Origin of the sequence: Embleya sp. NPDC005971 (genome assembly GCF_040629175.1) — a bacterium.
Classification (GTDB): domain Bacteria; phylum Actinomycetota; class Actinomycetes; order Streptomycetales; family Streptomycetaceae; genus Embleya.
Genome location: NZ_JBEXUX010000075.1, coordinates 1 through 14,808, shown reverse-complemented (window position 1 = coordinate 14,808; position 14,808 = coordinate 1). Strand labels below are relative to the sequence as shown.

Sequence of the window (14,808 nt, the reverse complement as noted above, 5' to 3'; positions counted from 1 at the left end):
GTCGGAGCCAGACATCTGCCTCTGACACCCGACACGCGTCACGTGGTCAGGAGTCGAGTACGGCGGCGACGGCCTCGATCTCGACGAGTTGATCGGCGTAACCGAGCACGGTGACACCCATCAAGGTGCTGGGGACGTCGTGGTCGGCGAACGCGTCTCGGACCACCTTCCAGGCAGCCACCAGATCCTCTTGCCGGGCCGATGCGACGAGAACTCTTGTATTGATGACGTCCTGGAGCGACGCGCCGGCGGTTGCGAGAGCAACCCGCATGTTCTCGACGGCTTTGAGCGCCTGACCTGCGTAGTCGCCGATCGCTGCCGTCGAACCGTCCTCGTTCAGGGGACACGCCCCGGCGAGGAAGATCAGGCGAGCGTCGGCGGGGGCGGTGGCTGCGTAGGCGTACTCGGCAACGTCGGACAGGGAGGCGGAGCGGATGAGGGTGACGGCGCGAACCATGGGTTTCGGGGCCTTTCTTCGGGTTGTCGGGTATGCACATCCTGGCAGGGCTGCACAACTGCCGGGCGGGCCAGGGTATTCGGGCAGTCGAGCGACGTGACGCACCACCTGCCGCAGACCCTGGCGAGGGACGGGCACACCGACATCGAGACCATTCGCCTGGCCCCCACGGACGACTGGAGGGTCGGTACGCCGACACGTCCACGCCTGTGGGAACTGCTCGGCAGGCCCCGGCCGACGCCGTTCGCGCAGGGCCATTATCGATGGCGCGACGTCAACGAACGCTTCGACCCACACAACGCCAACGCGTTGCGCGGCCTGGCCTGGCTGTTGTCGTTCCTGCCCGCGCGTGCCGACACCGCAGCCGCGCTCGCCGCGCTGGTCGACGTCTCGCTGGTCCACGTCCAGGGGACCGGCCCGCGCAACCCCAAGGTGGCCAACGCGGGCGTGACGGCCCTGTCTCGCATCGGGGACCACGCGGCCCGCACCGAACTGCGCGCGCTCGCCGACCGGGTCGCCTTCAAGAGCACCCTTACGCAGATCCACAACGCGTCGGCGACCCCGTCCTGAGGGAGGTCGCACCGTGTCCGGTACCAGGCATCGACCTGGACGAGATCCGTCACCGGGGGTGGCCCTGGTGGGGGCCATCGGCGCCGGGCCGGTGGTGTCCTCCCGCTTCGGCGTATGCGTTCGGCTACTATGGGTGGTCTTGTTGGTCGGTAGGAGTAGGAGGCGGCGATGCCCGGGCGTCATCGTGGTGGGGATGATCCGATCGAGGGTGACGGTCAGCAGCCTGGGCGGCCGATCCCGCCGGCGGAGCCGAATCCGCCCGCTCCGCCGGGGAAATGAGTACACCTCCCGGCGTTGACGCCCCCGACATCCCGGCGCCGGGCGACGCGGCGATGGTGCCCGATGCCGTTGCGCCGGCAACCGGGCTCACGGCCGGTGGGTGGCTTACTCCGGACTGGGCCGATGCGTGGAAGCGTGTGGACCGCGCCGCATTCGTGCCCGACCGGGTCTGGGTGCCGGCTCCCGATGGCTACCACCGCCTGGATCGCCACGACGACCCGATGCGCTGGCGCGGCCTTGTGCACACCGACACCGCGTTGATCACCCAGGTCGAGAACGGCACCGCCGCACCGCAGTTCTCGCTGCACCCCACCAGCAGCGCGAGCATGCCGCGGATGGTCGCCTCCATGCTCGCCCACCTGGACGTGCGCGAGGAACACCGCGTCCTGGAGATCGGCACCGGCGTCGGCATCACCGCCGCGCTGCTGGCCACCCGACTCGGCGACGCGGCGGTCGTGTCCGTCGAACTCGACCCCGCCGTCGCCGCCGACGCCCGCGCCGCGCTGCATCGCGCGGGACTCCGCCCCCGGCTGATCGTCGGGGACGGCACCCGGGGCAGTGCCGAACACGCGCCCTACGACCGGGTGTTGTCGACGTTCTCGGTCCATACGATCCCGCCCGCGTGGATCGCCCAGACGCGCCCCGGCGGCCGGATCGTCACCCCGTGGGGGAGCGCCCTGTACAACGGAGTCCTGATCGCCCTGGATGTCGCGACGGATCCCGACGGTAGCCCACGGGCATCGGGGCCGGTGGTGGGCGACGCCGCGTTCATGTGGGAACGCGGCCAGGGCGTGCGTGGCGGCGTGATGGACACCGTCCGCGAACACGACCTCGGCACGGCCGGCACCACCACCCTCGATCCCCGGCCCCTGGTCGACGACCGCGACGCCGCGTTCTGTACGGGCCTCCTCGTCCCCGGCGTTCGGCGCTCGATCGGCCGCCCCGCAGGTGCGGCGCGAGGCGACGACGGCGAGTTCACCCTGTGGCTGGTCGACGCGGACACCCATTCCTGGGCCTGTGTGGACCACACTCCGGGCGCCGACGTGTTCGAAACGGCGACCCACGGGCCCCGCCCGATCCTCGACGAGATCGAGGCCGCCCTCGCCTGGTGGATCGAGCACGGCCGCCCCGAACGCACCCGCTTCGGCGTCACCGCCACCCCCGGCACCCAGACCCCATGGCTGGACGATCCCGCGAACACGCTGCCCACCACCGACAAGCGCCCCGACACACGTCCTTGAACCCGGCGGGCGCGCATCCCGAAGGGCCGGGCGCGGACGGGCCGGCCTGTTCGTGGCGCGGCCCGCCGGTGGTGGGGTGTGGCAACCGGCTTGCCGCTAAGGGACGTTCCATGCGGCGATGACGGGACGGCCGTGCTCGGTGGTCAAGAAGCCGAGTGTGCCCGGATGTGGATGGCCGAGCATCCGGCCGGCGGAGGCGTCGAGGCCGAGCCGGCGTACGGTGAGCACGCGGGCCAGATGACCGTGGGCGACGACGGCGACGTCACCGTCGGCCAACAGCGGGCGGATCCGGTTCAGCACCGCGTCCACGCGCAGGGCCACCTGCCGGAGCTGCTCACCGGGATGGTCGGCGTCGCCGGGCGGGACACCGTCCCGCCACAGGTCCCAACCCGGCCTCGTCGCCTGGATCTGCTCCGAGGTCAGGCCCTCGTAGCCGCCGTGGTCCCACTCCACCAGGTCGGGTTCGGGCTCGGCGCCGGCCAGTTCCGCCGGCTCGGCGGTCCGCATCGCCGACCCAGCGGACTGCTGAACACGGCGACCAGGGACCGCCGGGCCGGCCTGGGAGCGAGCGCCTTGGCCGCAGCCTCACCCGCTTCGGGCAGTGGGACGTCGGTTCGGCCTGCGTGTCGGCCCGACAAGCTCCACTCGGTCTGGCCGTGTCGGACCACTATCAGCTCACCCATGGCCGTGCACGCCATCCGATGACGCGTGCGTTCGCCCTGACCAGGAGCGGGACGACGTCGGGACGGACACTGCCGAGGAACCACGGTTCCAGCCGGCCGCCCGGCAGCGTGACGCGACGGCGGAACGTCCGGCTGTGATCGTGTACGTTCCGACCCTGATCGCGGAGTGCGACGCCCGTCGCCTGTGGGAGTCGGCGCAACATGCCGATGGTGTAGGCGGTCCGGAACGCGGAGTTGTCGGGTCGGCGCGGCGTGCGAGGGGCGAGGCGATTCACCTTACCGATTCCACCGGGGCGGGGCCCGATCCTGATAGGGGCGGCCGGGGTCGGGCTCCGGCGCGGCGGAGTCGGGAGGGGTCGGGCGTCGCGTGCTTGTCGAAGATCTGTTGTGGTTCGAGGGCGACCGGGTGGGGCGCCGGGTAGGGGCCGGCGGGCCCGGTCGCAATCGGCGTTGCCGCCGGCGCCCGAGTGCGGGTGACAGCGGGCTCGCCTTGCGACCGGGCCCTCGGGCCCGTGCTCCAGCCGGACCCGACATCGTTCACGGATGGTCGGGCGTGGCTTGCCGGATCAGGGTGGGCGGTGGCGCGGGGCCTGGTGCCGGCAGGCGCGGGCGAAAGGGGCAACCATGACGAAGCGCTTGACGTGCCCGTAGGAGGCGAGACGGCCCGGCGGGCACATCGGCGCCTCCGGACGGGCTGCGTCGGCGAGTCGGTGGGTGGGCACGGTGGCCGGGTGGGTGGGATCAGACGCGTGCGCCGTTGTCGTGGGATGTGTGGTCGGGACGGCGACCGGCGCGGGCGGTGGAGCTTCGTGGTCGGGACGCGCGGGGCGGCACGGATGTCGAGCGGGACTCCAACGCGACGGCCAGCGGGGCGGCGACGCTCACCGTGGAGACGGTGCCTGCCACGACGCCGATCAGCAACGCCAGCGCGAAGTCGGCCAGCGAGTCGCCGCCCAACACCGCCAGTGCGATCAGGACGAACAACGCGCCGGAACCGGTGTTGACCGTACGCGGCAGGGTCTGCACCACCGCCGTGTCCGTGATCCGGGCGAGCGAGCGCTTGCCGGGCGCGGGTGTGCGGCGCAGTTCGCGGATGCGGTCGAAGACGACGACGGAGTCGTTGACCGAGTAGCCGATCACGGTGAGCAGCGCGGCCAGGAACACCGCGTCGACGGTGCGCCCCAGCCACGCGAAGACGCCCACCAGGATCAGTACGTCGTGCGCCAGCGAAACGACCGCGGCCACCCCGAAGGTCCAGCGGAACCGCACCGCGAGGTAGGCCATCTGGGCGGCGAGCGCGATCCCGAGGGCGATCATGGCCTTGAGCCGCACTTCCGCCCCCAGGCTCGGTCCGATGAACTCGTCGCGCACCTTCTCCGCGCCGCGGCCGAGTTCGCCGATCGTGGCGGTGATCCGCGCCTCCTCGGCCTCGGTCGGCTTTGCCGTGCGTACGGTCAGTTCGTGATCGCCCGAGGTCTGTACGACGGCCTTGGGGAACCCGGCGTCGGCCAGTGCCGACCGGGCCCGGTCCGGATCGACCGACTGCGTGGTCGAGTACTCCACGAGCCGACCGCCGGTGAACTCCACGCCGAAGTCGACGCCGCGCACCGCCACACCGGACACCGCCAGGCCCAGCGCCAGCACGCCGGAGACGGCGAGCAGGCGCCCGCGATGCCGCATCGGGTGCGGATCGCGTCGGGCCAGCCACTCGCGCACCGGGCCCGCGTGCGCGATGCCGCTGATCCGGGGCCGGCGTCGGACCGCCGCCCGGCCCACGGCGAACTCGGCCAGGACCCGGGTGACCACCAGCGCGCTGACCATCGACGCGAGCACGCCGATGCCCAGCGTCACCCCGAATCCGCGTACCGGGCCGGTGGCCAGGAAGAACAGCAGGCCGGCGGCGATCAGCGTGGTGATGTTGGAGTCGGCGACGGCCCCGAACGCGTTGCGGAAGCCTCGGGTCAGCGACGGGCGCAGGGCCGGTTTGGTACGGGCGAGGTATTCCTCGCGGGCTCGTTCGAACACCAGCACGTTGGCGTCGACCGCCATGCCGACGGCCAGTACGAATCCGGCGATTCCGGGCAGTGTGAGGGTGGCGCCCACGCCGACCAGGGCGGCGTACGCGATCAGCCCGTAGCCGGCCAGGGCCACGGCTGCCAGCACGCCGAGCAGGCGGTACACGCCCGCGATGAACAACGCGGTCGCCGCGGCGCCGATGATCGCGGCCCAGGTGCCCGCCTCGACGGCCTGCTTGCCCAGCGTGGGCCCCACGGTGCGGTGTTCCACCGTCTCGACCGGCACCGGCAGCGCGCCGCCGTTGATCAGCAGCGCCAATTCGCGGGCCTCGCGCTTGTCGAAGTCGCCGGTGATGCGGGTGGATCCGCCGAGGATTCCGGTGCCGCAGCCCACCGAGGCGTCGACCTGGGGCGACGAGACGACCTTGCCGTCCAGGGCGATCGCCACGCGCCGCGCGGGCGTTCCGGCGGGCGCGCACGCGGCGTCCCCGGTGAGTTCGGCCCAGGCCCGTTCGCCCCGGCCGCGCAGGTCGAGGGTGACGTGCCAGCCGCCGCCGGCCGGATCCAGGAGGGCCTCGGCCCGGTCGACGTCGGCTCCGGTCATCCGCGTCGTGTCCAGCCTCAGCATTTGGCCGGACTCGTCCGGCAGTACCTGCCGTCCCTCGGCGTCGGGTGTGGTGGTGGCATCGCTCGCGTCGGCGAGTCCGAGAACGGGATGGAAGGTGAGTTGTGCGGTACGGCCGAGCACCTCGGCGGCGCGGCGCGGATCCTGCACGCCGGGCAGTTCGACGATGATCCGTCGGTCACCGGAGCGGACCAGGCCGGGTTCGGAGACGCCGAGCGCGTCGACTCGGCGACGCAGCACCTCCAGGGCTCGATCGGTGGCGTCGCGGTCGGCTTTCGCGGTGGGCGAGTCCCGGGTCTCCAGGACGATCTGGGTGCCGCCGCGCAGGTCGAGGCCCAGGCGTGGCGGCACGGTGGCGGCGATGTAGGTGGACATGACGAGGATGGCGAGGGCGAACAACGCCCGCACCTTGGTGGCACGTGACAAGGGTGGTCTCCACGGATGCGCCGCGGCCGAAAGTCGGCGCGCGGCGATCGGACTCAGGGACGGTCTGGAGCCCGGGGAGACGGTGGAGCGCGACCCGGCGGGAGCACGAACCGGGGCAGCGCGGGGTTGGCGTGGGCGGTGGGGGCGCAGGTTCGGTGCCCTGCGGGTGGCACGAGGGCGAAGGCGTGTCCCGCGAGCCCCGCGTCGTGCGAGTGGTGGTGGAGGTGGTGCCGCTCGTGCGGCAACTCGCGGGCGGCGAGCGGTGCCGGCGGGCCACGTCGCACATCGCGGGTCGCCTCGTCGGCGACGTCGCGCAGATGCCCCGGATCGGCGGTGGTGTGCGCGGCGACCGAGACGCGGTCCGGATCGGGTGCGGTGATCGCGCGCGCGGACGCGGGCGAAGCCACCGCGCCGAGCAGCGCGAGGGCGATCGCGAGCAACGCCCCGAGCCAACTGCCGCGCCGGTAGCCCCGGCGAGCGGGGGGATTGGCGCTGCGGCGGCGCGAGGCGGGGGAGCCGGCGAGGGGACGACGAGCGACGGCGTGTCGCCGGATCATCGCGCCCTCCTCGGTCTGCGTCGTTCCCACGCCGATGTGGGGCACGACCCGGTTCACAGTCGCAACGCCGGGCCGACCGTCCCGAGTTCCCGCCACCCGTATCCACCGGCTCACCCGACCTGCGGGGGCGGTGGGATCGGGCGCGTTCCGGCGCACCGGGGTGGGTCGCGGGAGGACGGATACAGGCGAGGGGGGAGCTTGGGCCGCGTGGTTGCGGCTTTCGGCCACCGACCCTGTTCGCCGACCAATTCGCCATATCACGGCTGATTCCGGATGTTTCGGCCGGTGTGGCGGGCCCGGCGCGTCGTGGTCGAGGTCGGTCGGCGGTGACACGTGTAGCCCTTGTGCGTACGGGAGTTCGGGCGGCGAACGCCTCTAAAACTTAACTCGATTCGGCATTGACGATTGAAGATGACTGGTGTGTGATCGACGCGCACAGGATGTAACCAACCGCCACGCAAGGGGTGGTCGGTCGTCCCGCGCCGCCCTCTCGCTCACCCACGCCGACCCGCGCGGTACGGCGAGAGTCGCACGCCCACAGGCCGCATTCGCAACCCACATCGAACACGGGGGACGCCATGACCGAGTCTCAGCCCACCCGGCGCAGCATTCTGAAGGCCGCCGGCGGCCTGTCCGCAGCAGCAGCACTCGGCGGCGCGGGCATCCTCGCGGGCGCCTCGGCGGCCCACGCGGCCGGCGACGGTTTCGGGCTGCACATCATCGACAGCAACGAAAGCGACCCCCGCCTGAAGTACTACCGCTTCAAGACGAGCCAGATCGGCTGGACCACCGGCCCCGGCGTCAACGTGCTGCTGCCGGACGGCTATGCCACCAGTGGTCTGAGCTACCCCGTCGTGTACCTGTTCCACGGCGGCGGCACCGGCGCGGACTTCCGCAACTTCGACGTTCCCGGCGGCATCCGGGATCTCACCGCCGGCAAACCGATCATCGTCGTGATGCCGGACGGCGGCGGCGCGGGCTGGTACTCCAACCCGGTCACCTCGTTCGTCGGTCCCCGCAACTGGGAGACCTTCCACATGACGCAGCTCCTGCCGTGGATCGAGGCGAACTTCCGGACCCACGCGGAGTACGCCGGGCGGGCGGTGGCCGGCTACTCGATGGGCGGCTTCGGCGCGCTCAAGTACGCGGCCAAGTACTACGGCCACTTCGCCTCGGTCAGCGCCCACTCGGGTCCGCCCAGCCTCCGCCTCAACGGCGGTGCCGTCGGCCACTGGGCCAACGCCTCCTCGGCCGCCATCGAGCTGGGCGGCGGCACCATCTACGGCGTCCCGCTGTGGAACGAGGCGCGCGTCAGCGCCGACAACGCCGTCGAGCGCATCCCCAGCTACCAGAACAAGCGGATCTTCATGGTGGCCGGCACGGGCGCGGAGAACATCCCGTGGTTCAGCGCCTTCCAGGAGTCCCACGTACTCGACGGGCAGCGCGAGTTCCGCGGCCTCCTCGACCAGGCGGGCATTGCGTACACGGCCCACGAGGTCCCGGGCGGCCACACCCTCCGCTGGCACCTGCTCGCCGAGGACCTCGACGGCATCGTCGCCCACCTTCGCCCGGCGTCCTAGCGAGATCGGCCGCGCCGCGGATTTCGGATGCCGTCGGTGATCCCGTCGGGTGCCACGGATGGTCCGGCCGCGCTCTGCGGATTCGGCGCGGCCGCAACGGGCTCCGGACCGTGGTGGTCGGAGGTGTCGAGGGCCCGGGTGGTGCGGACGGGGCCCGGGTCCATCGGCGAGGTGCTCCCACCGCCCCGCCACGCGGTCCCGCGCTCCCTCGGCCCATTGCGATCGTCCATTCCCGGGAAACCCCACACGCCGCGCGATGGTTCGACAACATGGGGTGACCGACGGTCGAAGGGGGACGATTCATGGGTAGCTGCCAGAGGTCGACGAAGGGCAGCAGGGGCGGGAAGACCTGCGGCAACAACGCCCGGCCGGGGGAGCGCTACTGCGCCAAACACGGCGGCGGCAGACGACCCGGAGGATCGAGGCGGTCGAAGAAGAACTCCGGGAGCGGCTGCGGCGGCCTGTTCGTCCTGGCGATCACCACGCTGACGGCCGTGCTGATCGGCGTCCTGATGTGAGCGCGATGCCTCGATCCATCCGTTGACGATGGGTGGGCCGTTTCGGGGATCCGACCTCGGGTGAGGTGGCGACGGTGAAACCGTCGGCGGGTCGACGAACGCACGTCGGGGTCGGCGGTGGTGTGCGCGAGCCGCCGAGGCTGCGGACGCCGTCGACGGGGACGTCGGGTGAGCCGGCGGTGTTCCCGACGGTGGGGCCGGCCGGTTCGACGAGGTGTGCGTGGTGTGTGGTCGGGCGGGCGTCAGGATGCGTCTTCGGCGGCCCGGATGAAGGCCCGGACGCGGGCCGTGTCGTTGGTATGCAGCCGGACCGGCCCCCAGCGGACGGGCGGGGCGTCGTGGAAGGGTACGTAGGCGATGTCGGGGCGCGGGTAGAAACGTGCGGCGTGTGCACCGACGGGGAAGACTCCGCGGCCCGAGGCCACCAGGGCCAGGGCTTCGGGGAAGGTGTCGGCCGTCGGGCCCTTCGGGATGGGCCGACCCGCGGGGGTGTGCAGAGGGGAGCGGTCGCTGCGCAGTTCCCGGGGCATCGTGGCGGACATCTGGATCACGGGTTGCTCGGCAAGGATCTCCACGGACACGGACGTGCGGGCCGTCCAGGTGGGATCGGCGGGTGTCGCCAATACCCGGGTCTCCTCCAGGAGGACGGGCCCCGCGGCCACCCCGGATACCGGCAGGGCCGTGATGAGCACGTCGATCTCGCCGCCGTGCAGCCTGGGCATGGCGTCGTGGACCTGGGTCTCGTGGATGCGTACCTCGCAGTCGGGATGGCGAGCGCCGAACACCGTGATGGCCTTCAACAGGAGTTGCCCGGCCGCCGCCCCGAGAAAACCGGCCCGGAGTACACCCGTGACGCCTCGGGCGGCGTCGACGGCGCGGTGCAGCGCGGCGTCCATGCCGGCCACGAGGGGCGTGAGCTCGTCGGCGAGCGTCCGCCCCAACGGGGTCAGTGCCACCTGACGGGTGGTGCGTTCGAACAGCGGTGCACCGACGCGGCGTTCGAGCTTCTTGATGGTCTGGCTGACGCGTCCGGTGGTCAGTCCCAGGCGCTGCGCCGCACGTCCGAAATGCAACTCCTCGGCCAACACCAGAAACGACTCGACCTCCACCCGCTCCAACACGTCGGCCCCGTTTTTGAATTCCGCTAAACAACCGTGCGCCCATTGTGCCTTGATGGCGGACGGTGCGGCGCGGTTGGGTCGATCACGTCATCGAAGCGCGAGGATGGTCCCGACCGGACCGGTTCCCTGCGCGCTCGCACCGCTGTGACCGCTCGGAGTGAACGCATGTCCACGGGGTCCACCGGAAATCCCGAGGAGACCCGGTCGTCGGCTCGCCGAATCCTGGCGACACATCACGTGTCCTTGGACGGCGTCGTCGTGCAGGCGCCGGATCCGGCGCCGCCTCCGTCCGTCGACGGTCGTTCGTACGCGGTCCCCCGGGGCACGACCGGCTGGGACGGCTCCGTCGTCCTGGACGAGGATCTTGCGGTCGCGCTCGGCGAGTTCAAGCGTCGGCCGGGCAAGGACATCGACGTCTCCGGCAGCGTCACGCTCACCCGTTCGCTGTTGCGGGCCGGACTCGTCGACGATCTCCATCTGTTGGTTCTCCCCGTCGTCCTGGGTTCGGGACAGCGGCTGTTCGCCGCCGAGGACAACCGGATCCCGCTCACCCTGGTGGGCTCGACGCGATCGCCCCTCGGCGTGCTCCACCTGCATTACCGTCCCGGCTGACCCGTCTTCGGGCGGCCCGACCACCGAAAGCACCACCCGCACCATGTGCGATCACCGCATCCATTCCGCACGAGGAGGCAACCGATGACCACCTTCGTCCTCGTTCCCGGCGCCTGGCACGGCGCCTGGACGTTCCAACCCCTGGCCCGGCGGCTCCGCGAGCACGGCCACGACGCCTATCCGTTGACCCTGACCGGTGTCGGCGACCGAAAGCATCTGCTTGCCGCCTCGGTCAACCTCGACACGCACATCCGCGACGTGCTGAACCTCCTGGCGGACGAGCAGATCACAGATGCCGTGCTCGTCGGCCACAGCTACGGCGGCATGGTGATCACCGGTGCCGCCGACCGGGCCCCGGACCGGGTGCGCGGGCTCGTCTACGTCGACGCCCTGGTGCCGGGCGACGGGGAATCCTGCTGGTCCCTGGTCAACGACCGGGAGCGCGAGTGGTACCTGCGTGGTGTCGGCCGCGACGGCTACTCCTGCGAGCCCCTGCCCTTCTTCGACGCGCGGGCCACGCCGCACCCGCTGGCCTCGCTGATGCAGGTGGTACGACTCGAAGGCGGCCTCGATCGGTTCGAGCGCCGGGACTTCGTGTACGCGACGGGCTGGGACGGAGCGTCGCCGTTCGACGAGGTTCGGCGGCGACTGGCGGAAGACCCCACCTGGCACGTGCACCCCGTCTCGTCCGGCCACAACGTCATGCGGGACGCCCCGGACGACCTGCTGAAAATCCTTCTCGACGCGGCGTGACCCGATCGACCGGGCGAAGCCGCACCGCCCTGGACCCGGGCGCGGTCCTGAACCCGGGTCGCCGAAACGGGCCGTGGTGCGCTCGGCTTCGCCAGGGACGACCGCCGGGGTGCCTTCGCCGAACGGGCCGAGGGCACCCCGGGCGGTTCGTGCCGTGGCCTCGTTCCCTCGGTGCGGCGGCGCGCGGTCGGCGTCTGGGCGTCGCTCGCGCGGACCGCCATGCGAATGCGCGTTCGTAATCATCGTCTTATCGGCTTCGCAACGAGCGTGACGTGCCCACGGAGGTCGAGGGGGAAATCGCTCCAACGTCAACTTGGCTTTGTCGTACCGCACTTGCCAAAATCCCCTCTAGGCTTCGGCCAACGAGGCGGGTCACGGCGGATCCGTGGCGTTCCCCGCAGGGTCGCGCATCGGGCCCTTTCAGATGATGAGAGTGGGTATGACACCTTCAAGTGAACAGACGGACGGCGCGGCGTACTTGCCGGGCCGACTGCGGTCGGCCTTACGCGCGCGTCGTACCATGGGCAGTCTCGCGGCGCTCGCCGTGGGGTTCGGCGGTTTCGCGCTGGCGGCGTCGCCGGCGTATTCGCAGACCGACGACGGCTCCGTAACGGTCCGGGTGGTACGGGCCGTCGACACCACCGGTGTGTGGAGTCCTGCCCTGGAGCCGGGCATGGGCGGCGTCACGGTGACACTCACCAATGACGACGGCGTCAAGGTCACCGGCGTGACGGCCGCCGACGGCACCGTCACGCTGGCGCCCGGCACGGCCGGGTCGACCGCCGGCAAGTACCGGGTCCAGGTCGTGAACCCGAAGCCGGGTGTGCTCTTCCCGGCGTTCGCGTCGCGACAGGGCCTGGACGGTGCGCCGAACCAGCTCAGCAGCAACGAGGAGTTCGTCGACCTCACCGGTGGCAAGAAGGTCGCGTACACGACGGGCCTGTGGAGCCCAGGCGACTACTGCCAGAAGAACGCGCCGCTGGCGACCGCATGCCAGCCCGCGACGAACGAACCGACGTCCAAGCGGACTTTGGTGACATTCCCGTACAATGCACGCGGCGTCAACACGAACGTGACGGACCTGTCCACGAACGCCGAGACCGGCAACCTCTACGGCATCGGCTGGAACAAGCCCGGAAAGCGACTGTTCAGCTCGGCACTGGCCAAGCGCGACACGACGTACGGCCCCGGCGGCGCCGGCGGGATCTACGTCACCGACGTCACCACGAAGAAGACGTCACTGTTCACCACCGTCCCGGACGCCGGCACCTCGGCGCACGGCGCGGGTGCCAGTGACAACGCCTTCCTTGCCGCTCCCGGCAAGGAGAGTCTGGGCGACCTGGAGGTCTCCGACGACGGCCGCGACCTGTTCGTCGTCAACCTCCAGAACCGCAAGCTGTACCGCTACGACGCCACTTCGGCGACCGCGACGGCGCCGGTGGCCTCGTACGCGATCCCGGACCCGGGCTGCCCCGCGCCGGGCGACTGGCGTCCGTTCGGCCTGGGTCTGCAGGACGGCGTCGGATACGTCGGCGGCGTCTGCTCGGGCGAATCGACCGGGAAGGTCTCGGACCTGCGTGCCGTGGTCCTGCCGTTCGACCCGGCGACGGGTGCCTTCACCAAGGCCGTGCTGAACCAGCCCTTGGACTACCCGCGTCAGGCCACGCTCGGCGGGCCCTGCGGCGGGGCGAGTTGGTTCCCGTGGACGGACACGTTCCCGACCCAGCAGAACGGGCAGACGTGCGCAGGCGCCATGGCCAACCCCGAACCGGAGTTGGCCGACCTCGCCTTCGAGACCGACGGCTCGATGTTGCTGGCGTTCCGCGACCGGTTCACCGACCGGACGACGGCCTACGCGCGGGCCGGGGACCCGACGACCGCCATCGCGATGGTGGCCGGCGGCGACCTGAACAAGGCGTGCCCGGCCGACGGCGTGTACGTCATGGACACGAACACCGGCTGTGGGAAGACGGTGCGCGGAACCAGGTTCTTCAACGTCAACACCATGAACAACGGCCACCCGAACGCGGCCTACGCCGGCCTCGCGCTGTCGAAGGTGGAGGAGTTCGTCGCGACCGCCGGTGTCGACCCCATCGACACGGCGTGGGGCGCCGGCACCATGTTCACCAAGCGGGACGGAACGCGGCAGCCCGCCGCGGGTCTGCGTTTGAACACCGAGGGGAACGCCTCCTTCGGCAAGGGCGCCTCGATGGGCGACCTGGAGGTGCTCTGCGACCAGGCGCCGCTCCAGATCGGCAACCGGGTCTGGTACGACCCCGAGCGCAAGGGCATTCAGCGCCCGGGTCAGCGTCCGGTTCCGGGCGCCACCGTCAACCTCTACGACGAGTCGGGCAAGGTGGTCGGGACGACGAAGACGTCACCGCGCGGTGAGTACTACTTCGACGACTCGAACGTCACCGGTGGTCTGAAGCCGAAGACCAAGTACACGATCCGGATCGACAACCCGGCCGACTACGCCCCGAACGGGCCGCTGTACCAGTGGGTGCCGACCGACGAGGGTGTCGGCGACAACCGCTTCGTGGACTCCAAGGGCAAGGTCCCGACCGGTGGACGTTATCCGGAACGGGCGTTGACGACCGGCGGACCGGGCGAGAACGATCACACGTTCGACTTCGGATTCCGTCAACAGGAAGGTGCGGTACGCCTGGTCAAGCACGATCAGGACGAAAAACCGCTGGCCGGAGCGAAGTTCGAATTGTGGAGGGATTCGAACGGGACCGAAGGCTTGCAGGTCGAGGGGGCGACCCCCGACACCAAGGTCGGCGAACCCTGCACGACCGGTACCGACGGCGGTTGCAAACGCGACGTGCTGCCGGGGACGTACTACTGGCGGGAGGTCAGCCCTCCCGAGGGCTACGCCCCTCCGGAGAAACCGGTGCTCGGCCCGTTGGTGCTGAACGCGGAGAACCTCGACGCCGGGGTCTCCGTCACGGCGGTCAACCGACGGCTGCCGACCACACCGCCGCCGACCACGACGAGCACGCCGACGGCGTCCGCCACACCGGGTACCTCGGGTGGCAACCACGGCGGTTCGTCGTCGCCACTGGCACGCACCGGCCTGGCGGGGAACCTGCCGTTGACCTTCGCCGTTTCCGCGGCGTTGATCGCTCTCGGTGGCGGGGGACTGGTGCTGTTCCGTAGGCGCGAAGCCCGGCAGCGGTAGCTCCGGGGACGACGGAAGGCGGTAGGCGGTAGGAGGCCGGCGCGGATTGCCGACCCCCGACCGCCGACCGAGCCGGATCGGGCGGGTTCGCGGACCGATGGTCCGCACCCCCAGCACCGCGAACACCGCGAGCTTCGCGGCGTACTTCCCGGCCCAGGACAAACTCGCCGACCCCCGCGCCAGGTCC

The 14,808-nt window shown here is 71.1% G+C and carries 11 protein-coding genes and 1 pseudogene; 7 read left to right on the top strand and 5 right to left on the bottom strand.

The window, feature by feature from the left end; translation table 11 throughout:
• Window positions 1–46: 46 nt before the first annotated feature.
• Window positions 47–457, bottom strand: a complete 411-nt coding sequence (locus ABZ374_RS40615) for a Rid family hydrolase (protein ID WP_360321953.1) — start codon at window positions 455–457, stop codon at window positions 47–49.
• A gap of 96 nt (window positions 458–553) precedes the next feature.
• Between ABZ374_RS40615 and ABZ374_RS40610 the strand changes: the two genes are divergently transcribed.
• Together ABZ374_RS40610 and ABZ374_RS40605 are read left to right on the top strand one after the other, a co-directional pair.
• Complete coding sequence (locus ABZ374_RS40610) at window positions 554–1,027, top strand: hypothetical protein (protein WP_360321950.1); 474 nt, start codon at window positions 554–556, stop codon at window positions 1,025–1,027.
• Between the two features lie 416 nt (window positions 1,028–1,443).
• On the top strand, window positions 1,444–2,547 hold the full coding sequence (locus tag ABZ374_RS40605) for a methyltransferase domain-containing protein (RefSeq protein ID WP_360321947.1): 1,104 nt from the start codon (window positions 1,444–1,446) through the stop codon (window positions 2,545–2,547).
• Between the two features lie 96 nt (window positions 2,548–2,643).
• Here the strand turns inward: ABZ374_RS40605 and ABZ374_RS40600 are convergent.
• The 3 genes and pseudogenes from ABZ374_RS40600 to ABZ374_RS40590 all read right to left on the bottom strand — a co-directional run bounded on the left by ABZ374_RS40600 (window position 2,644) and on the right by ABZ374_RS40590 (window position 6,853).
• A pseudogene (locus ABZ374_RS40600) lies at window positions 2,644–3,230 on the bottom strand (histidine phosphatase family protein).
• A 741-nt stretch (window positions 3,231–3,971) separates the two neighbouring features.
• Window positions 3,972–6,296 carry a protein translocase subunit SecD gene (secD, locus tag ABZ374_RS40595; protein WP_360321944.1) on the bottom strand — a complete coding sequence of 775 codons (2,325 nt, stop codon included), beginning with the start codon at window positions 6,294–6,296 and terminating at the stop codon, window positions 3,972–3,974.
• Between the two features lie 53 nt (window positions 6,297–6,349).
• Window positions 6,350–6,853, bottom strand: coding sequence for a hypothetical protein (locus ABZ374_RS40590; protein ID WP_360321941.1), 504 nt, complete (start codon window positions 6,851–6,853; stop codon window positions 6,350–6,352).
• A gap of 578 nt (window positions 6,854–7,431) precedes the next feature.
• Here ABZ374_RS40590 and ABZ374_RS40585 point away from each other — a divergent pair.
• Both ABZ374_RS40585 and ABZ374_RS40580 read left to right on the top strand, forming a co-directional pair.
• Window positions 7,432–8,433, top strand: coding sequence for an alpha/beta hydrolase-fold protein (locus tag ABZ374_RS40585; RefSeq protein ID WP_360321938.1), 1,002 nt, complete (start codon window positions 7,432–7,434; stop codon window positions 8,431–8,433).
• A gap of 302 nt (window positions 8,434–8,735) precedes the next feature.
• Window positions 8,736–8,951, top strand: a complete 216-nt coding sequence (locus ABZ374_RS40580; RefSeq protein WP_360321935.1) for a hypothetical protein — start codon at window positions 8,736–8,738, stop codon at window positions 8,949–8,951.
• Between the two features lie 242 nt (window positions 8,952–9,193).
• On the opposite strand, the gene ABZ374_RS40575 is transcribed toward ABZ374_RS40580, so the two are convergent.
• A complete protein-coding gene (locus ABZ374_RS40575) occupies window positions 9,194–10,072 on the bottom strand; it encodes a LysR family transcriptional regulator (protein ID WP_360321932.1) in 879 nt (292 codons plus the stop codon).
• A 165-nt stretch (window positions 10,073–10,237) separates the two neighbouring features.
• Between ABZ374_RS40575 and ABZ374_RS40570 the strand changes: the two genes are divergently transcribed.
• From ABZ374_RS40570 to ABZ374_RS40560, 3 genes are all read left to right on the top strand, one after another.
• The gene (locus tag ABZ374_RS40570) at window positions 10,238–10,684 is read left to right on the top strand and encodes a dihydrofolate reductase family protein (RefSeq protein WP_360321929.1); all 447 of its coding nucleotides are present in this window, start codon (window positions 10,238–10,240) and stop codon (window positions 10,682–10,684) included.
• Window positions 10,685–10,768: 84 nt separating this feature from the next.
• Complete coding sequence (locus ABZ374_RS40565; protein WP_360321926.1) at window positions 10,769–11,437, top strand: alpha/beta hydrolase family protein; 669 nt, start codon at window positions 10,769–10,771, stop codon at window positions 11,435–11,437.
• 520 nt (window positions 11,438–11,957) lie between these two features.
• Window positions 11,958–14,621, top strand: a complete 2,664-nt coding sequence (locus tag ABZ374_RS40560) for an SdrD B-like domain-containing protein (RefSeq protein ID WP_360321923.1) — start codon at window positions 11,958–11,960, stop codon at window positions 14,619–14,621.
• Window positions 14,622–14,808 lie beyond the last annotated feature (187 nt).